12 protein-coding genes and 1 pseudogene are annotated in these 18,728 nt (G+C 60.0%); 5 read left to right on the top strand and 8 right to left on the bottom strand.

Annotation, left to right across the window (positions count from 1 at the left end; translation table 11 throughout):
* Window positions 1-36: 36 nt before the first annotated feature.
* Window positions 37-840, bottom strand: coding sequence for a hypothetical protein (locus JMY24_RS34855; protein ID WP_201703793.1), 804 nt, complete (start codon window positions 838-840; stop codon window positions 37-39).
* 262 nt (window positions 841-1,102) lie between these two features.
* Here JMY24_RS34855 and JMY24_RS34850 point away from each other — a divergent pair, with 262 nt between their 5' ends.
* Window positions 1,103-1,423 (top strand): hypothetical protein, encoded by a 321-nt coding sequence (locus tag JMY24_RS34850; protein WP_201703792.1) that lies wholly within the window; start codon window positions 1,103-1,105, stop codon window positions 1,421-1,423.
* Between the two features lie 131 nt (window positions 1,424-1,554).
* On the opposite strand, the pseudogene JMY24_RS38820 reads toward JMY24_RS34850, so the two are convergent.
* The 3 genes and pseudogenes from JMY24_RS38820 to JMY24_RS34840 all read right to left on the bottom strand — a co-directional run bounded on the left by JMY24_RS38820 (window position 1,555) and on the right by JMY24_RS34840 (window position 3,851).
* A pseudogene (locus JMY24_RS38820) lies at window positions 1,555-1,831 on the bottom strand (DUF1488 family protein).
* 507 nt (window positions 1,832-2,338) lie between these two features.
* Window positions 2,339-3,016: a carbonic anhydrase gene (locus JMY24_RS34845; protein ID WP_128598447.1), complete on the bottom strand. Its 678-nt coding sequence runs from the start codon at window positions 3,014-3,016 to the stop codon at window positions 2,339-2,341.
* A 142-nt stretch (window positions 3,017-3,158) separates the two neighbouring features.
* Entirely contained in the window at window positions 3,159-3,851 is a 693-nt protein-coding gene (locus JMY24_RS34840; RefSeq protein WP_201703790.1) for a potassium channel family protein, read from the bottom strand.
* Window positions 3,852-4,175: 324 nt separating this feature from the next.
* Here JMY24_RS34840 and JMY24_RS39475 point away from each other — a divergent pair, with 324 nt between their 5' ends.
* Genes JMY24_RS39475 through JMY24_RS34825 form a run of 3 tightly spaced genes read left to right on the top strand, consistent with a single transcriptional unit; the run spans window position 4,176 to window position 8,227 of the window.
* Window positions 4,176-4,703, top strand: a complete 528-nt coding sequence (locus JMY24_RS39475) for a type II toxin-antitoxin system ParD family antitoxin (RefSeq protein ID WP_328809321.1) — start codon at window positions 4,176-4,178, stop codon at window positions 4,701-4,703.
* Complete coding sequence (locus JMY24_RS34830; RefSeq protein WP_201703788.1) at window positions 4,700-7,843, top strand: CheR family methyltransferase; 3,144 nt, start codon at window positions 4,700-4,702, stop codon at window positions 7,841-7,843. Before JMY24_RS39475 ends, JMY24_RS34830 begins: the two co-directional genes overlap by 4 nt.
* Before the next feature lie 9 nt (window positions 7,844-7,852).
* A complete protein-coding gene (locus JMY24_RS34825) occupies window positions 7,853-8,227 on the top strand; it encodes a response regulator (RefSeq protein ID WP_128598445.1) in 375 nt (124 codons plus the stop codon).
* Between the two features lie 554 nt (window positions 8,228-8,781).
* Here the strand turns inward: JMY24_RS34825 and JMY24_RS34820 are convergent.
* Together JMY24_RS34820 and JMY24_RS34815 are read right to left on the bottom strand one after the other, a co-directional pair.
* Entirely contained in the window at window positions 8,782-10,632 is a 1,851-nt protein-coding gene (locus JMY24_RS34820; RefSeq protein ID WP_201703786.1) for a PAS domain-containing sensor histidine kinase, read from the bottom strand.
* Window positions 10,633-10,878: 246 nt separating this feature from the next.
* Entirely contained in the window at window positions 10,879-12,408 is a 1,530-nt protein-coding gene (locus JMY24_RS34815; protein ID WP_201703784.1) for a PAS domain-containing sensor histidine kinase, read from the bottom strand.
* Window positions 12,409-13,540: 1,132 nt separating this feature from the next.
* Between JMY24_RS34815 and JMY24_RS34810 the strand changes: the two genes are divergently transcribed.
* Window positions 13,541-14,350, top strand: a complete 810-nt coding sequence (locus JMY24_RS34810; protein ID WP_201703782.1) for a methyltransferase domain-containing protein — start codon at window positions 13,541-13,543, stop codon at window positions 14,348-14,350.
* Window positions 14,351-14,656: 306 nt separating this feature from the next.
* Here the strand turns inward: JMY24_RS34810 and JMY24_RS34805 are convergent, their stop codons facing one another.
* Window positions 14,657-14,914 (bottom strand): DUF4242 domain-containing protein, encoded by a 258-nt coding sequence (locus JMY24_RS34805; protein ID WP_128598441.1) that lies wholly within the window; start codon window positions 14,912-14,914, stop codon window positions 14,657-14,659.
* Window positions 14,915-14,985: 71 nt separating this feature from the next.
* Window positions 14,986-18,609 (bottom strand): adenylate/guanylate cyclase domain-containing protein, encoded by a 3,624-nt coding sequence (locus JMY24_RS34800; RefSeq protein WP_201703780.1) that lies wholly within the window; start codon window positions 18,607-18,609, stop codon window positions 14,986-14,988.
* Between the last annotated feature and the right edge of the window lie 119 nt (window positions 18,610-18,728).

Genomic DNA, 18,728 nt, shown 5'->3' with positions numbered 1-18,728 from the left:
CGGCCACTGCCGGCCGCGCGTTTCCCGCCGACTTCGTCAGGGTTTCGCATCCTCCGGCTTGGGGCTCCAGGCCGCAGCCAAGCGGCTTTGTACAGCGACGAGTTGGTCATCGGTGGTCGCCACCAGCCACAAACGTGAGTGCTCTGCGATTTGGCGGTTGTGGTCCTTCAACGGTCCCATTGTGGCAGCGGACTTCCAGACCACCGGGCCAATTCGGCTGCTCCGGCCCGACGGCGCACCCACCAGCAGGCAGTAAGGTCCAAGAGGAAGCGAGACGAACGGAAGGGCCGGACTAGCGCGCACGCGCCAGTCAATGAACGGCGCCTCGTTGATGAGCAACGGAGCGGGCAAGCCGTAAAGCACACTGAAATCGTACAACGACAGTTGCTCGCGCGCGCCCGCGTAGATACACCGGATATCGTCGACAACCGCGGCGCGGATTTCATCGTCGAACATGGGCTCCTGCGCATAGCGTGCAGAGGCTTCCTGAGCGTCGATCTGATATGAGCTGAACAGGCCAAGTTCCACGCAGTCCTGCACTGCGCGCTGGACCTCCACCATAGAGCCGGCTTCCTCCGGCTTGCCCAACTGCGCTGCCCTCAAAAACCGGGCAAGACCCGCCTCCTGGATCGGAGGACCCTCCACAGACGCATCGTCGTCAGCATCCTTGTCGAGCGGCACGAAAATGTATTCTTCGGCCGCGAAGCGCGACTTCTTGCCTTCGTCAAACTTGATTTCGCCATCGATGCAGTCCAGATAGCGGGTACCGATTCGGCCATGCTCCCAAACCCAATTCTTCAGGAGCGGACGTAGCGGATGCAGCCTGTCGTGATTAGCCATGGGTGTCTCCAACTGCCCAAGTATAGATCCAAGTGGCCGCTTGCCCTGTTGGGGTCTAGTCTGGCAACGTTCGAACTAGACGACCTTTGTCGCGTGAAGGATGGACGCATCGTCGAAACTCGCATCTCGAAGACAATCTGACGCTGCTCAGGCAACTCGGCGCGATCCAAGCCGTAGTGGATTTGCCGTAGCCGTCCATTAGCGCGCTACGCGATGAAATCACCTAGACTTTTTGATATGCGCGACGAAGACGGAGGCAGGTATGCCCGACGAAACCGCACCTTGGCAAATGGTCGAGTACGAGGGCTTCGAGATTCATGTGGCGCCATTCGTGAAAAATGCGCCGGGCGAAGTTAATGCGTCCAACGCGGTGGAGAACCGCTACACGTATGTGGGCTACGTCTGTCATCCGGGCGCCGACCCGACGATTCCGGGACATGCGGTGCCGTTTCACGCAGACGGCGAAGAAAATTTCGACAGCAAGGACGACGCCCTTTACGAAGGCATGCACGTGGGACGCAGCATCGTCGACGGCACGCATCCTGATCTCACCGTCCTGCCCCTCGTCACAGGCGGTTTTTGACGCGTACGGCGGCGACAGAGCGCCGCGGTCGTGCTGTCGGCGCGCGGCAGGCGACGACGTCGTCCTGTTTGGGAAGCGCAGAGGCATCGGATCGTGGGGCGCATCCTTCCATCCTTCCACGCGCGCTTTGGTTAGCTGTATCTGAAATCGTCCGGCGTCAGTTCAAGGCGTGCGCTCGGATGGGCGAGCAGCTTCCGCTCGGCGATTGCGCGATTGCGCGAATGCGGCGGTAGCCGTCCCGGAAGGTCTTCAGCACCCGGGCGTCGCTGGCCCGGGGTTCAAGCCAGAAATGGCCTCGAGTGCTGCGATCGTGATGAGGCACTCGACGATGGCATGGCCTTTGATGAGGCCAAAAGACACGCCTTGGGCATCTGCTAGGAGCTTTGGCTCGACTTCAGGTTGTTCCATGGCTGGTGCAAGGCGTTGCCATTCGCGGAGACAAACGGCCTGTATCGGTCTGACCATGAAGGCAGTTGTTGTCAGCATGAGGATACAGGATGCCTCGAATCGCAAAGGGAGCGGGCCAGCATTGCTGACGGCCCCTGACCGGCCCATATTTTCAACGCATGCGGGGAGGCAATTCGGCGGCGCCCAGCGTAAACCGATGCACGACGTTCGCGCGCCAACACGAACGCGGCCAACGGATGACCGTCTCCGGCAGAGGTCACCTGCCGGACCCACTCCTGCCGTTGAGCTTCAGGCAATGTCAATGGCAGCTTTGGAAGCCAGAAGGGCCATCTGTGCGTTATTGCCATCCACCAAGTTTCTAGTCATCTCGTCGTTCGGCTCGGTCAACGGCAGCCACCGCATCCGCGTCAATGATCGCGACAAACAATTGTCATGCGCCGGCTACGAACGCCTGATATGCGTATGCCCTCTTAAACCAGGGGCGCGTCAAAGGAACAGTGATTACTTTCACCGCGCGCGCGAGGCGAGGCGCGCGGCAAGCCGTTCGGCCAGCGCGCGATCAATGACTTCAAACGAGCGGCTCCCCCGCTCGTAGGCATACATGTCGCCGGTCGCGATGTCAAACCACCAACCGCTCAATACCAGCGCGCCGGCGGCGACCTGCTGGCGGACGATCGGGTAGGTCATCAGGTGCTCGATTTGCACGAGGACATTCAGCTGCGACAACTGGTCGTGCGGCTTGAGTCTGTCGTCGAGCGGGCCTTCGTGTTCGAGACGAAAGGCCGCGTTGTTCGCGTGGTATAGCCATTTATCGAGGTTCGGCGCTTTCAGCTTCGGGCTGCGTGCATAGACGGCTTTCATCGCGCCGCATTCGGAATGTCCACACACGACAATATTTGCGACTTTCAGGATCAACACTGCATACTCAATCGCGCCTGCCTCGGAGAGGTCCCCGGTCGACACCCCTTCCGCGGTCGCTGGCGGTATCAGGTTGCCGACATTGCGCATCGTAAAAAGGTCGCCCGGATGAGTCGACGCGAGCAGGTCCGGCACCACCCGACTGTCCGAGCATGTGATGAAAAGGGCGTCAGGTGTTTGAGCGAGCGCAAGCTTACTGAACTGCTCTGCATATCGCGGCAGCATTTTCTCGCGGAATTCGACAATGCCCATGATGAGTTTGCGCATGGCGTCCCTCTGAAACAAAAAGTCGTGCACCCTCAAGCCTGACAATCCGCCCAGTTCTCGCCCGTCCGGGATGCTGACAAGCCTCAGTTATCTCCGATCAGATGTCGATTCGCATGCGCCCGCGGGCGCAATCGTTGACGGCCTACGGCGTCAGGTCGTCGATGTAGCTCTCTCGCGGCGGATAAACGCCGGCCAGGCGGGCGATGAGGATCGCGACGAATAACGCCCCGGTTATCTGCTCGATCATGCATAAGCCGCGCGCCTGGCGTGTGAGCGGCGTCACGTCTCCAAAACCCGTGCTGGTGAGCACGGTTATGCTCAGGTAAAGGGCATCGGCGTAGACCAGTCGCCCGGGTTGCCCGATGATCATGTACGACTGCGGATAGAAGAATCCGACGATCGCGTAAAGGTACGCCCAAAGCACACCGATCAGGAGATACGTAGCCGCAGCGCCAAACAGCTTGTCCTGCGTCATGATCCTTGGCTGGAAAACATAACGGAGCAGATACGCGGTGCTCATGAAATAAAGTGCGGCGCTGAACATCCATGACCAGGCCAGGTCAGGGTAGCTGTCATGCCAGAGACCGAGATACTGGAACCACACTGCCGCAACGGCGAGCAACAGCCCGACGGCGAACGACAGTGTCGTGCGCCCGACAGCCGCGACCGTCGCGATAAGGAGCAACATGTTGACACCGCTTACCATCAGACGGCCATGGTCGGTCGCAGGAACAAACGATACCGCGCCGATGAGAGCGAGCAGCACGGCAAACAGCCAGAAGCAGCGCTGAGAAAAAATATGCAATCCGGCGTCACGCGTGGCGTGCATACCCATGTTGACCTCTGTCTCGGTACGTAACATTTGCCAATTTCAGAACGCCAAAGGCCGGAAGCGCGGACGGCCTTTTCGTGCCTGTCCAGTCCAGCGAAATATGGCCAGGATCACCTCCGTCATGGACGATTTGAGTCGGCAAACGAGCGCGCAAACGCGGCATGCGCGAGCCTCTGCACTGAGGGAATCAAGACAACGATGTGGTGCGCCCCGGGTGTTGTAAATATAGGTGGAGATTTGCCGAATAGGTGATTTGATCATGTTCCGACGAAAGGCGACTTTCCGGTGTGTCGCCGCCGCTGGAATGTCCCGCTCCCCATTTGGTGGATGAGTGATGTTGGGGAATCTCAGGAGTCCAACCTCTGCAGCCGATTTCCGGCCGCACTGCATCGCCAGTCTTCCACGCCCGCCGCACTAACGACAGTCGGCCAGTTGTGCGGATGGCATGGCTCTCACCCGGAAAGGACAGTCCGCCTTGGCCTTCCGTTGTACACCGGAGGCGCCCCGGCGAGATCGCACGCGCTCGGAGACGGGCGACAGCAGACTTGCGCCGGTGGACGCGGGTGTGACAAGGTAGTACCCTCGATGAATCCCCTTTGGAAGGATCATCCGATGTCCAGCAAATTTGCTCTCAGCGTATCGCTGACCAAGCACCTGTGTGAGTTTGTCAGCGAACAGGTGGCCTCCGGCAGATACCGAACTGTGAGCGAAGTGATCCGCGAAGCCCTCCGGTTGCTGGAAGCGCAGTCTTTGAACCCGCAGCCCTCCCGGGACGAAGTTGCCGGCCCGACAGACGCAGCCCCCGGATCAATCGCCCGAGACGTGGCGGCGCTAGGGCGTGGGAGACCCTCGTGAGCGACGTGTTGAGGTTTCCAGTTGCGGGCATTGGCGCTTCTGCCGGAGGGATAGAAGCGCTGGACGGCTTCTTTCGCGGAATGCCCGCGAATCCGGGGGTCGCCCTTGTCATCGTGACGCATCTCGGCCCGGAACGCGAAAGCCTGCTACATGAGGTCATAGCACGCTATACGGATCTACCGGTTCATGTGGCGGCCGACGGGATGCAGGTTGAGGCAAGCAACGTCTACGTGCTGCCATCCGATGTCATCCTCGGCATTGAGAACGGTCGTCTCCGACTCCGCGCACAAATTGCGGGCCGACGCGAACGCAAGCCGATTGATATCTTCTTCAGCGAACTGGCCAACGACCGCGGCGAGCTGGCGGTAGGCATCGTCCTGTCTGGCGGCGACTCCGACGGGACGCTGGGCGTCAAGGCAATCAAGGAGCATGGTGGCCTGACCATGGCGCAGATTGCTGATGGGTTCGGGCCTCAGCATCCGAGCATGCCGGAGAGCGCTATCGGCTCAGGCCTCGTAGACTTCGCTATCCCGGTTGAACAGATGGGAGCGAAACTTGCCGAATTTGCCCGCAGCACCTATGTGCTGGACGACATTGCCCTGATTGCGAGGAACGCGGTCGAACAGCAACAGCTGGACGAGGCGCGTAAGAAACTCTACGACATCCTTCGAAGCCAGCTGGGCCACGACTTTGGTGGCTACAAGACGAAGACTTTCATGCGTCGTGTCCAGCGCCGTATGCAGGTGATCCAGATTGAGACAGTGGAGGCCTACATCGAACGCCTGGAACGCGATCCGCAGGAAGTCGGCGCGCTGTTTCGCGACCTGCTCATCAATGTAACCAACTTCTTTCGCGATACGGAAGCATTCGAGAACCTTGCAACCCTGGTTATTCCGAAGCTCTTCGAAGAGCGCGGCGCGGACGACGTGGTACGCGTATGGGTGCCTGGCTGCGCGACCGGCGAGGAGGTCTATTCGCTGGGAATCCTGTTGCGCGAACAGATGGACAGGCTTACGGCTGTGCCCCGGGTGCAGATATTCGCCAGCGATATCGACGAACATGCGCTCGCGGTCGCGCGCGCAGCCAAATATCCCGGCCAGCTGCTTGACGGCGTATCACCGGCGCGCCGCGACCGTTTTTTCATTCCCGACGGTGGGAGCTATGTCGTGGCGAAAGAAGTGCGCGACCTGTGCATCTTCTCGCCGCACAGCGTCATTCGTGACCCACCTTTTTCACGAATTGACCTGGTGTCCTGCCGCAACCTGCTGATCTATTTCGGCCAGGACGTGCAGGCGCAGGTGATTCCGACCTTCCATTACGCATTGCGTGCCGACGGCTACCTGTTCCTTGGCACTTCGGAAAGTGTCAGCCAGTTCGACGACCTCTTCGCCCCGGTCGAGAAAAAACATCGCATCTTCCGTCGTCGCTCGGTTGCAGCGCCGCACGTACGGCTTCCGCTGATGGTCTCGTCAATGCGTACCGGTCAGCCGGGCGATTTCACCGCGCGGCGTACGGAAGTCGGCGGCGTTGCCCTGCGCCAGATGGTTGACGCCCACGTGCTGGAGCGATTTTCACCGCCCCACGTGCTCGTCAATCGCGACGGTGACGTCGTGTACTACTCGGCGCGAACCGGCAAATATCTTGAGCCGCCCGCGGGCGTTCCGTCGCGGCAGATTTTCACCATGGCGCGAAAGGGCATTCGTCTCGAACTGCGCACCGTGTTCCGGGAAGCAGTGGAATCCGGCCGCCCGGTAACGCGCGAGGGCATCGCCGTCGAGGAAGACCACGGTCGCGTACAGATCGTCACTGTGACGATCGAGCCGTTGAGTAGCCGGCCTGGCGTTGAGTCGCTTTACCTGGTTCTATTCATTGATCAGGGGCCGGTTCTCAGCCGTGAAGAGGCATTGAGTCGCGCTCACGCCGCTCACGATGGTACGACCGTGCAGATGGAACGCGAACTGCGTGAAACGCGCGAGCGCCTACAATCGGTGATCGAGGAGTATGAGACCGCGCTCGAGGAACTCAAGTCGTCGAACGAGGAACTTGTGTCGGTCAATGAGGAGATGCAGTCTACCAACGAAGAGCTGGAGGCATCGAAGGAGGAACTGGTCTCGCTCAACGAGGAGTTGCACACGGTCAACAGTGAGCTGAACGGCAAGATCGAGGCACTCGATCGCGCCAACAGCGACCTGCAGAACCTGTTTGAGAGCACGGCGGTAGCCACGGTGTTCCTCGACCGACAGCTGGTGATTCGCAGTTTCACCCCCGCCATGACGGAAGTGTTCAATATCCGCCCGGCCGACCGCGGGCGACCCATCACCGATCTGGCCAGTCCGCTGCACATGCCACACTTCGACAGCGATATCGCGCGGACCGTGACCGAGGGTGGTGTGATCGAGCGCCGTATCGACAGTAAGGATCGCGCAATCAATTATCTGGTACGCCTCGCGCCCTACCGGAACGGCGATAAGCGGGCTGAAGGTGTAGTCGTTACCTTCCTGAACATCACGGGCCTTACCCGCGCGGAAACACGTCAGAAAGTCCTCATTGCCGAACTGCAGCATCGCACCCGTAATCTTCTTGCGCTCGTCGAGTCCATCGCGCGTCAGACATTGCCGACTGAGCCACCACTTGAATCGTATATCTCGCGACTGCGTCCCTTGGGACGCCTGCAGGGGCTGCTTGGAAAGGCAACGGGGGAACACGTCGATCTGGGCGACATCGTGCGCATGGAGGTCGAGACGATTGCTGGAGCTGACATGAACAATATCGCCATCACCGGTCCGGGCGTTCCCCTTGGGCTTGAGTGTGTGCAGAACATCGCGCTCGCCATCCACGAACTTGCGACCAACGCCCTGAAGTACGGGGCGCTGAAGGACCGTCAGGGACAGCTTGATGTTCGTTGGCGCGTTGAAGACCTACCTCAGGATCAGTCCTTGCTCGTCCTGGACTGGCGCGAGAGTGGCCTGCAAGTCCCGCCCGATTCTTCAAAGCGCGGATACGGGCGGCAGCTGATCGAAAAGGCGTTGGCCTACTCGTTGCGGGCGAAAGCGGAAATAGTCTTTGGTAACGACGGAATTTCATGCAGGATTGAAATGCCGTTTGAGCGCAAGCTCGTGTCGGGTAGCGAGCAGACCTGAGGAAAGCGGATGGGACAGGATTCACCACTTCAGGGACGTCGGATCCTGGTCGTCGAAGATGACTTTTTCGTTGCACAGTCGCTTTGCGGCCTGATCGAAGAGGCGGGAGCAAAGATTGTAGGACCAATTGGCTGGATGGACCAGGCTCTGAAGTACGTCGAATCTAACAGCGACGCATTTGACTGCGCCGTGCTCGATGTGGATCTGCACGGCGAAAAATCATATGCAATCGCAGACTGGCTGGCGGCACGCGGCGTGCGCTTCGTCTTTACGACCGGCTACGGCGCGGACGCGCTTGATCCAGCGTATGCCGGGTATCCCCGGTGCGAAAAGCCTTTCGATCCACGTCTGCTTTTCACGGCGCTTGCTCCCGGCGCCGCCTGATGAAACAGCCGGCTGTGTCGGGCAGACGGGTCTACCAATGATCCCGAGCAAGCACGTCGGCTGGCTATGTCTGGCAATAACATCCGGGCCTCCAATGGCTCGATCACCGAATAACCTGAGCCCGCGTCTGCGTCGACAACAATCACAGCCGCACGGCCCGCATTGGTCATAAAACACACCTGCTTGCAGGTTGCATCGAATAGCCCAGCCGACTCGCCACCGGGCCCTATGCATCATGGATGCGCTTTCACATCGCAAAGTTCTTCGCTGGCCATCGTCGTGTGCTTTGACGTCAGTCGCTTTGCAGACTATGACGGTCGTTCTACCCTATTGCGCGATTGTCGCTTGATGGCCGGAGCTTGCCGGTCATCCCGTCGTGCATGAGCTTACTGGCGGTGCGTCGTCCGCCGGACCGTGAACGAGCCCAAAGCCGTCACTCGAACCGTTGCAGTTCGAGGACCGTTAACTCGTTAACTGGCCGAAACAGACGCAGACCTCGCTTGTTCGCCGGCCAGACTGTGACGGATACGGATTGTCCGTCTTAGCCGAGTCGTTCACCGATCCGGTTTCCCAGATGACTGATGCGCTGGTTCCACTGCGGGCAAGGTGAAACAGAACGTCGCGCCTCGCTCCGGGTTATTCTCGGCCCATAGCCGCCCACCGTGCAGCTCGATGATTGAACGGCTGATGGACAGTCCAAGCCCAAGACCATCGCGCTTTGAGCTAAAGAATGGTTTGAAGATCATGCCGGACCGTTCGCCGCTGGGCAGGCCGGTCCCGCAATCGCGCACTGCAACACGCACTACGAGAGGGCTCTCGACCGTTACAACTACGGTCACCATACGACTGCTAGCTGGAAGATCGTTCATGGCGTCGAACGCGTTGAGCAGGAGATTGAGCAGGACCTGCTGCAGTTGCACCCTGTCGCCGAATACCTCCGGTACATTTCCATCGACGTGGAGTGACATGCGTACGCCGCGGGCAATCGCGTCGCTGCGCAGCAGCAGCAAGACGTCGCGGACGACAGTGGCTGGCTTCAGCGGTGCGACTTCCCGCTCGCCTTTCCTGACGAGCGCGCGAATGCGCCGGATGACTTCGCTCGCGCGTTCGTCGGCCTCAACAATGTCTCTCAACGCTTCACGCATTTCGTCCAGATCGACAGGATCCATTGCAATAAACCGCTGCGCTGCCTCCGCGTTGTTCCGGATGGCGGTAAGAGGCTGGATGATCTCATGTGCGAGCGAGGTGGCCAGCTCGCCGATCGTCGATATTCGCGTCAGATGGGCAAGTTCCTGCTGATTACGATGAAGTTCAAGCCGCTCGGTCCTGTCCACGATGACTGCGAGAGTAGCCAACTCATCTTCGAACCGGAGCGTATTAAGTCCCGCTTCTATCAGGAATTCGGTTCCGTCCTTGCGCCGCGCCATCAGATCGCTGGTTGCTACTGTCCCAGACTGCTCCACGCGCGAAACCTCGGTTTGCAGCGCGCAATCGCTGCCGACCAACAGTTGTGGAACCAGCATCGTCGCCGGTTGTCCGCCCAACTCGTCCAGTCGATACCCAAAGAGCTTTCCGGTTTGCTCGTTGGCCAGCGCGATCCGGCCTTGCTGATCGACCATTAAAATCGCGACCGGCAGGAATTCTAACGCGCTGCGGAATTTGTCTTCTACCTGCCTGCGATCGGTTATGTCGATGCAAGAACCGATATAGCCGAGAAATGCGCCGTCGGCGCCGACGTTAGGCACGCCCGTATCGAGGATCCAGCGGTACTGGCCATCCCGCCTTCGCAGACGGTATTCCATTGTGAAATCCTTGCGCGCGTCAAAAGATGTGACATAGACGTCCAGGCACCGCTCGAGATCCTCAGGATGTACGCCTTCTGACCACCCATGGCCGACTTCCTGGTCATGCGTGCGCCCAGTAAAACTCAGCCACGGCTTGTTGAAAAAGATACACAGCCCGGCCCGGTCCGACATCCAGATCATCACCGGAGCCGAATCCGCCATTGCGCTGAAACGCGCTTCGCTTTCCCCATGCGATTGTTCATGTACCTTTCGCCCGGTTACGTCGATTGACCGCTCTGGCGCTCCACTTTCGCGCTCGTCGTAATGTCCGGACTCATGCGTGGAGAGCCCGACAATCTTGTCATCGATAGCAGTCTCAGAGCACTCGCAGAGGAACTCGCGTGCTCCCAGCGACGGGCGTTGAGCGCTCTCGCCCACCGTGCCTCGCCCGACGTGCCACGCCAACGTTGCGATTCCTGCTGGAGCAACAGCGGCGCTTACGCATTCCTTGCTCGTCACCGAGTGTTGTCGGGCGTTCTGGCGCCGCGCCTCGCGTGCAAGCAACAGCACTATGAGCACGGCTTCCAGCACAATCGCAACGGCGGCGAACACCATGACCATGGTGGGTGGTTCCCTCGAGAGTTCGCGCAGGGTTGCGCCAACTGCGTCACGAATTCCCGCGACACCTGGTGTATGACACAGGTCCAGCGTGGCTCTATGTCGACGGAGTGTCAATGGGATGCTGAAATCGAGAGCTCTACAGCCAATCAACCACGCCAAGTGCGGGCTACATCGTATTCGAGTCGCTCAACCGGCAAGGGATAATGCGCGGTGCGCTTACGTGCAGCGAACGCGGGGAGTGGCCACTCACGCTCGCAGCGCCTTTGCAAGATCCGCGAGGCGATAAGGCTTGGGTACGAATAGCACATCGCTCAGTCCGCCCTTCCCGTCGCGAAGCGCGGCAGGCGCATATCCCGATGTAAGCACTACCCTGATCTCCGGATAGTCCGAGCGCACCAGACGTGCAAGCTCGATCCCGCTCACGCCGTGGGGCATCGAAACATCGCTGACGACAACGTCAATGTCGCGGCGCTCCCGGAGAATTTCCACTGCCTCTGAGGCACTGCTTGCCGGCACGACGTCATAGCCGATGCTTGTCAGCAGCTCCGACGCAGCACCCAGCAGGTCGGGCTCGTCCTCGACAAGCAGAACCGTCTCGGCCTTTGGCGCCGGCGGAACCTCGACGCCTGCTGCGGGCTGCGCGACCGGCAGATACAGATCAACTGTCGTGCCCTTGCCCACTTCGCTTGAGAGGTGCACGTCGCCGCCTGACTGGGTAATGAAACCGTATACCTGACTCAGCCCCAGTCCCGTCCCCTTGCCCGGCTGCTTGGTGGTGAAAAACGGCTCGAACGCCTGTGCAAGAACGTCGCCGGGCATGCCCGTACCGATATCCGAAATCGAAATGCGAACGTAGCGTCCCACCGGCAGCGCCGGGGTCCTCGCCGCGTCCGCCTCGACTGTATCGGTGACGATCGTGACGGTACCGCCGGCCGGCATCGCGTCGACCGCGTTAACAACAAGATTGAGCAGCGCCGCCTCGAAGCGCGCTGCGTCAACCGATGCAAATGCATCCCCGGGCTGGAGGGCGAGTTCAACATGCGTGCTACGGCTGCCCGCGCGCGAAAGCATGGGCGCGAACTCGCGGATCAATCCATTCAGGTCGTGTACCTGCGCCTGCAAAGGCTGTTGGCGCGCGAACGAAAGCAATTGCTGGGTAAGCGTGGCGCCGCGGTCAACCGCCCGCCGCATACCTTCGATCATTTTCTTGTGAACCGGCGTGGGTGACTGGATCGTCAGCACCTGCAGACCGCTGGAGAGCACCGCCAGCAGGTTATTGAAGTCATGGGCGACGCCCCCTGTCAGGCGCCCGATTGCCTCCATTTTCTGCGCCTGGAAGAGCGCCGCGTTGGCTTTCTCCAGGGCCGCCGCAGCTTGCTTGCGCTCGGTGATGTCGCGCGTGACTTTTGCAAATCCGATCAGGAAACCCTCACCGTCCCGGATCGCGTCCACTATGACGTGCGCCCAGAAACGGCTACCGTCCTTGCGGACCCGCCATCCTTCGCGTTCGGCACGGCCGGTCTTCGCTGCGCCGGCAAGGATCAGGGCTGGCACGCCGGCCGCCTTGTCCTCGTCGGTATAGAAACGGGAAAAATGCTCACCAACAATCTCTGACTGCGTATAGCCCTTGATCCGTTCGGCGCCGATGTTCCAGCTCGTGACGACGCCGGCCGGAGACAGCATGAAAATCGCATGGTCCGTGACGCCTTGCACCAGGATACGGAAGAGTTCCTCCGTTTCGCCTCTACCGTCGTGCGTCCTCGGAGCCGGGTTCATATTTTCTGTCCTGGTTCAGGTGGCGGTATTGCCTGACGCAAATTCTACCGCTCAAGAGCCGCACAGCTTCCTGACCTATTCCGCGCGTCGCCGACCCCGACGTCCTTTCGCCGCAACCGCGACCCATTGGCAGCAGACACGCCATGAGAAAGACGTTAGCGAGTTCGACGGGGGGAAAGTGAGGCTGACGTAATCGGAGGGTTTTCCATGGAGACAACCCGGCAGCTTTTCTTTGCTTCGGCATCTTTTTTTGGCAACGCCGTTGGTTCACGCAGATCCCGTCAAAACTGGAGCTTGTTGTGAACTCAAAACGGGCGAACCAGACATGCCTAATCAATATAACAAGCTAGAACTCGACCAAGCAGCGCGCGCTATGTCGCTTCTCTTAGACAAAGCGGAAAGGTGACCAGAAGGCCTGCTTGAGGGTGCAACTGTGCTTGATTGGAGATTTATCGAGGTTCCGACTGAAGAGGCGACCGCCGCTGCTCCAACCAAGCCGAACCGAACGGTGGAGAGCCCGGCTATCTGGTGTTCACCCTTCGTTCAGGTGACAAGCTCACCATGCGGCTCCAGATGCATTTCCCGTATGTGCCTCGATTGCACGGAGCTCCTCGACCGTTGATTTCCGGTCTGATGCAGCTCGCCGGCGCGAGTGGAAGCTTGAGCCACTTACAAGAAACTGGGGTGATTCCGTAAAGTGGCGGTCAGCGGAACAACGTTTGTGGATCCTCGAGAATCAAGTCGGTCGCGCGAAGACTGCCTCACCGTAGGTGTTTGAAGCGCTTTTTTCGCCTATTTCTGACCTCGCGCAAACGCTAGCTGATCGGCGTCAAGTGCGAGGATCGACATGCCAGAGTCCTTCGGAACGGCCGTTGTACGCTGGGGAGCCGTCGCCTGAACGACGGGTCAGCGCCGTCCGCGAATGACGCTTCATGGCCGCACGCGGTCACATATCGTGTAGTTCTGACTTTGCGATGAAACCGGACCAGTTAAGCCTTTGCGTGGTTCAAGCTAACCACCTATATTGGGCCACACCGTTTGCCGTGCGGCCACCAACTACGCGGCGCCAGGGAGCGCCGCAGCAGCGGACCCGCTTCATGCATTGCCAGCTCCAGCCAAGCGAGGACGAAACATGTCTTTCCGTGATGTGTACGGCCGCACTCACCAACTCGATGCGCCAACGGTCGAGGTGATCGCGACGCGACTGGAAGCACGATCGAACAGCGATCGGTACATGGACATGCTGCACCAATACCTCGGCGCTCTGGACCTTACCGCCGCTCGGGACGTGCTTGCTCTCGGCTGTGGAACGGGAGTTGAAGTTCGCGAACTCCTTCGCCAGCCATCCTTTGCGGGGAAGGTTACTGCGGTAGACATAAGCCCGATACTCATCGAGACCGGCAAACGCGTCGCCGCACAACAGGGCTTTGCGGATCGGATTCAGTGGTTGGTGGACGATGCACAAAAGCTTGGGTTTCCGGACGGGACATTCGACATGGTCATCGCGCACACGCTGATCAGCCATGTACCGGAGCCGGACGAAGTCATCCGACAAGCAGCACGCGTCGTCAGACCCGGTGGAAAAGTGGTGGTTTTTGACGGTGACTACGCCACATTAACGTTCGGCACTGATCCCGACATGGACAACAAGATCATTTCTGCACTGATAGCAAACCCACGCGTATTGCGAAGACTGCCGACGATGTTTAAAGACGCGCACCTCAAGCTAGTGGATAGCCACGGATGGGCTCTTACTGAAATCGGACATGCGGACTTCTTTCTAGCGGCGCTGCAATCGTTCTCTGTTCTGTTGCCAAAAGCCGGCGCAGAGACGCCTGAAAGAGTGGACGCGTTCGTTACCGGACAACTTCGCGCTAGTGAAGGGGGGACCTTCTTCGCTGGCTATAATTTCTACGTCATGATCGGAGAACAAGCGGGCTAAGGCACAGGTGGGCGCACCCGTCGCTGTGCATTGCGACGCCTGGAACCCTGTTCCTTCAAACGCATCGATGCCCTCCACCGGGCGATTCCCGACCCACTTCGGCCCCTCAACCCACCATGACCTCAACGGCAGCTCTCCAAGGTGCAACGGTCCTTTGTGCAGCCGTGTCGGCCGGCAACTGGACAAAGCGTCGTTCGCAAGATGCGAGTCGGGGCCTCCGCGATGGTCCCCTATCGGAAGATTGGCTCATTGTCCATTTCCTGAAGCGCTTTCAACATCTGCGGGCGCGCCGACAGGTTACTGCCGTTAGTTGAACATTTCCGGCCGCAAATCGCTGACTTCGACGATCACATCGGCCGGCATATTCATACGACGTGCGGCAGCGCGGATGGCTTCGCCGTCGGGTGCCTCGTACAGGCAATAGGTTTTCTTCTTGTCTGCGCTGAGAAAGGAGAAAAGCCATTTAACGCCTTCTTCGTCGTTAATCTGTTTGAGGAGTTGTGCGGAATCGCCACTAACCTCGATCTGCTCGGCGAAGTTTCGTTCAATCAGGAAACGCGGCATGGTGTTCTCCGGTAGTCGTGCCTGGTTGCCGGACTTTCGGCTGTGCAATATGAGTATGTAATACCCCTGTGCTAATTCCTAGGTCCCGAGTTGCTCGCGGCGCCGCCGATACGCTCCAGAAGCGCAAACATCTTTAACTCCTTAGCCGTCGTAGTCGCGGTGGCGAGCAGATCTGCCGCCCATGCGCGGTCACCCTTGCGATTGCGGGCCGACAGCATGACAGCGAATTCGTGCCGGCTATGCGCCAACCATGGCCACGCCCGCAAGCGCTCATCCATACGCAATGCGTATTCGAAATGCTCTTCGGCAGCAGACCAATCGCCAAGGGCGCCGGCGAGCATGCCGAGGTACCGCGCCGCCGATCCGCAGCATAGGGTGAAGGCAGGAACGGTTACTACCTGATCCCGGAAAGGCAGAAGAAACGCGTAGACGCGCTCGGCGTGCCCGATTTCGCGCAGCCGGGCAGCGACTTCCGCAAGGTAAGTCAACGTAACGAGCCGCCTGCTGTCCATGGGAATGCACGATTCGGATTCCGCCAGCCCATCGAGATTGCGGCGGGCTTGCGCTTCGAAGCCGAGATCGCTGGCAATCAACATCAGGCCTGGCCGCCAGGTCGCGTTTTCAGGATGCTCGTCGACAAACCGTTTGAGCAGCGGGGCGACCTCAGCGAGCCGGCTTTGTTCCCGGCGTATCGTGAACATCTGCATGCCGTAGACGCCCGCCGCGAATTTCGCGTCGACGCTCTCCGCCAGCGCTAAGGATTCTTCCGCCTTGCGCTCCGCCAGCGCGAAGTCACCGACGAGGATGGCCTGCATCGCCCGTGTACAGGTCACACACCACTTGTCCACGAATTGTTGGCCACTCGTGGCAACTTCCTGGTACCTTTCCAGGGCGTTCTCGAAGCCTTGAACGTCTCCGATCTCGAGGTAGCCCGTGAGGCTTCGAGCGCAAGCCTGGCTAATGGAATGGTCATCACGGAGATCGTCGGCGATCTGACGGAGTTCCTCCAGCACGCTCCGACGCTCTGGGAATTTCGCCGCCGGCAAAGGGCGGGCGCCGACATGCATCACCTCGCACAGCAAGACGTCGAACAGGCTTTGTAAATCTCCCAGGCGTCTCGCGAGTGCGACAGACTGGCGAGCCATTTCGCCTCCTCGTCGGAATGCACCGGTCATGTGAAGGGTACGGACCAGTCGGCTCAACAGGCGAGAACGCTCAACTGTTTCCTCGGTGCCTGTCGAAGCGAGCGCCTCTTCCAGCAAGGCAATCGATGCCTCTCCGGAGCCGCCGAGAAACATCTCCGTGTTGTCGTACGCCAACGCCGCCTGCGCGAAATACGACGATAGCTTCTCTACCCGAGCAATCTGAGCGGCCTGCAGAAAGGTTTCACTCGCATCCCGGCGCCCCAGTCTGTGCTCCGCCCCGCCTCGTATCAGAAGCAGAGGCAACGTACGGATAGCCCGATCGTGCTCGCCGAGCAAGAGACCTTCTGCCAATTGAAGCCCGCGCTGCGCATCGGCGATGGCCTCTTCGTAGGCTGCGCGCGCAAGCGCCCGTTCGCCCGCACGCTGCCAATAGCTGAGCGCGCGATCCGGCAGGTTGGCGGCAGCGAGATTCTGGGCGATCAGTTCCGGCTGCCGCTCGACTATTTCGGGGTAATGCTGCTCGAGAGCAGCGGCAATCAGGCCATGGTACTGGCGGCGGCGCGCAAGCAACAGGGATTGGTATGCGATTTCCTGGATCAGCGCATGACGGAACAGATATGCGCCCCCATCCTCTGGCTTACCTGGAGCCGGCAGAATGATTTCTGCCGTAGTCAGGCGATCAAGCGTTTCCTGCAGTTCGTTTTCGGGCCTGGAGGTGATCAGGGCGAGGAGCCTCCGGCCGAATTCCCGTCCGACTGTCGCCGCAATCTGGGCGGTCTCCTTCACACCCGGCTCCAGTCGATCGAGGCGCGACAGCAGCGAGCCCTGCAGCGTGTCCGGAATCGCAATCGCCTGTGGCGCCCCTTTCAATTCGTAGCTTTTGCCGGCATCGTGCAACAGGTCGCCCTGGAGCACGGTCTTCGTCAGTTCCTCGACGAAAAGTGGCACGCCGTCCGTCTTCGCGACAATCTGATCCAGCAACAGGCGTGGAAGCGGCTTGCCATCGGTCAGCCGTTCGATCATCGCGATGCTGTCCCGTCGCGAGAGCCGATCGAGATTGACCTGCACGAGATGAGGGTACGCCCATCCGGGCTTGAATTCGGGCCGCGCCGTGAGCAGCACCAGCAGCCGGGCCGCCACCAGTTGCTCCAGCATCAGCCGCACGAACTCCAGCGACGACGGATCGATCCAATGCACGTCTTCGACGACTACGAGAACCGGCTGAAGATGCGTCTTCTTTTCGATCATCGCGACGAGCACATCGAGGGTTCGCCGTTTAAAGGAAGGGGAGGAAGCGTCGATCGCCGGATACCGCTCGGCCGTCGGAATCCCAAGCAAGGTCGTGAGCACGAGGATCGTCTCCTCAACATCGACACCGAACGCGCCGAGCCCGGCCTCCAGCCGTCTGACATCGGAAGCGATGAGCGCCTTGGGATCCAGGTCAAAGGCGCGTTGCAGCCGTTGTATCACCGGCCAGAACGGGCTGTCGCGATAGTACGGGGAACAGTGCAACGAAACGACCTCATGCGCGTCCGCACTGATGCTGTCGCGGAACGCCCGCAGCAGGCGAGACTTTCCAATCCCCGGCTCCCCAGTCAGCAGCACGCAGCGCATTTCCCCATCGGCGCTCTGCGTCCAGCGCTGCCGAAGCATGTCGATTTCGGCCGTCCGGCCGATGAGCGGCGTCATCCCGTGGGCCGCCCTGATTTCGAAGCGGTCTACAGCGTCTGTCTGCGCCAGCACGCGATGGACCTGGACAGGACCGGAGATACCCTTCAACTCGCGCCTGCCAAGGCTTTCAAGCAAAAACGATCCTTGGATCAACCGCTCGGTGGCTGGGCCGACGACGATCGCGTCGGGCGGAGCCAGAGATTGCAGCCTAGCAGCGACGATTGGGGTCTCCCCGACGACTGCCTGCCGATTCAGCGAGGATCCGGCGCCGATTTCGCCGGCGACGACCAGACCCGTCTCGATCCCGACACGCACCTGCAGACGCACGCCGTCCTCGGCTTCTATATGATCATTAGCCTGACGAAGAGCTGAGATGACAGCGAGACCAGCGACTACCGCGCGCACGGCATCGTCTTCATGCGCGTGAGGGTAGCCGAAATAGACGAGTACTCCGTCACCAATATATTGCGCGATATGGCCCTCATGGGCATCGATCGCGCTTGCGCAGACTTGGTGAAAGACCCTGAGCACGCGTCGCATGTCCTCCGGATCGAACCGCTCTGTTAGCGGCGTCGAGTCGATCAGGTCGACGAACATCACGGTGAGCTGTCGCCTCTCAGCCTCGAGGGCTCCGGCCGCAGAAGACGGAGGCTGTTCCTGCCGCTCTAATTCGCGTTCGCGAGATGGAGTCCGTGCGTCGGTCAGCGCCGCGAGCGCTTTCAGCAGCCGCTTCCGATCGCCCAGAGGCAGACCAAGCTCTTTTAAGTCCTGTTCCGAGAGGTCGCCAAGCACATCCCAGTCGATCCCGTGCGAGGCGAACGTCGCAGCGTGCCCACCGAGCCCAACCTGCACCAGCCATCTCGTCAGATCGTCGGCCATCGCGTGATCTCTTGTCGAACCACCACACCACCAACGCGTGTCGTCTCGATCCACTCCATCGCGGTTCTTTGCCTGCCATGGATCCTCCTGTTTGATGTACCAACGAGACGAGCACGCCG

The sequence above is a fragment of the Paraburkholderia kirstenboschensis genome (assembly GCF_904848585.1).
GTDB classification, from domain to species: domain Bacteria; phylum Pseudomonadota; class Gammaproteobacteria; order Burkholderiales; family Burkholderiaceae; genus Paraburkholderia; species Paraburkholderia kirstenboschensis.
This window is presented reverse-complemented; position numbering and strand designations above follow the sequence as displayed.

What these genes read in the sequence shown, in the direction of transcription:
- JMY24_RS34855 (WP_201703793.1), bottom strand. Translation starts at nt 840, where the DNA reads ATGGCTAATCACGACAGGCTGCATCCGCTACGTCCGCTCCTGAAGAAT.
- JMY24_RS34850 (WP_201703792.1), top strand. Translation starts at nt 1,103, where the DNA reads ATGCCCGACGAAACCGCACCTTGGCAAATGGTCGAGTACGAGGGCTTC.
- JMY24_RS34845 (WP_128598447.1), bottom strand. Translation starts at nt 3,016, where the DNA reads ATGCGCAAACTCATCATGGGCATTGTCGAATTCCGCGAGAAAATGCTG.
- JMY24_RS34840 (WP_201703790.1), bottom strand. Translation starts at nt 3,851, where the DNA reads ATGGGTATGCACGCCACGCGTGACGCCGGATTGCATATTTTTTCTCAG.
- JMY24_RS39475 (WP_328809321.1), top strand. Translation starts at nt 4,176, where the DNA reads ATGAGTGATGTTGGGGAATCTCAGGAGTCCAACCTCTGCAGCCGATTT.
- JMY24_RS34825 (WP_128598445.1), top strand. Translation starts at nt 7,853, where the DNA reads ATGGGACAGGATTCACCACTTCAGGGACGTCGGATCCTGGTCGTCGAA.
- JMY24_RS34820 (WP_201703786.1), bottom strand. Translation starts at nt 10,632, where the DNA reads ATGGTCATGGTGTTCGCCGCCGTTGCGATTGTGCTGGAAGCCGTGCTC.
- JMY24_RS34815 (WP_201703784.1), bottom strand. Translation starts at nt 12,408, where the DNA reads ATGAACCCGGCTCCGAGGACGCACGACGGTAGAGGCGAAACGGAGGAA.
- JMY24_RS34810 (WP_201703782.1), top strand. Translation starts at nt 13,541, where the DNA reads ATGTCTTTCCGTGATGTGTACGGCCGCACTCACCAACTCGATGCGCCA.
- JMY24_RS34805 (WP_128598441.1), bottom strand. Translation starts at nt 14,914, where the DNA reads ATGCCGCGTTTCCTGATTGAACGAAACTTCGCCGAGCAGATCGAGGTT.
- JMY24_RS34800 (WP_201703780.1), bottom strand. Translation starts at nt 18,609, where the DNA reads ATGGCCGACGATCTGACGAGATGGCTGGTGCAGGTTGGGCTCGGTGGG.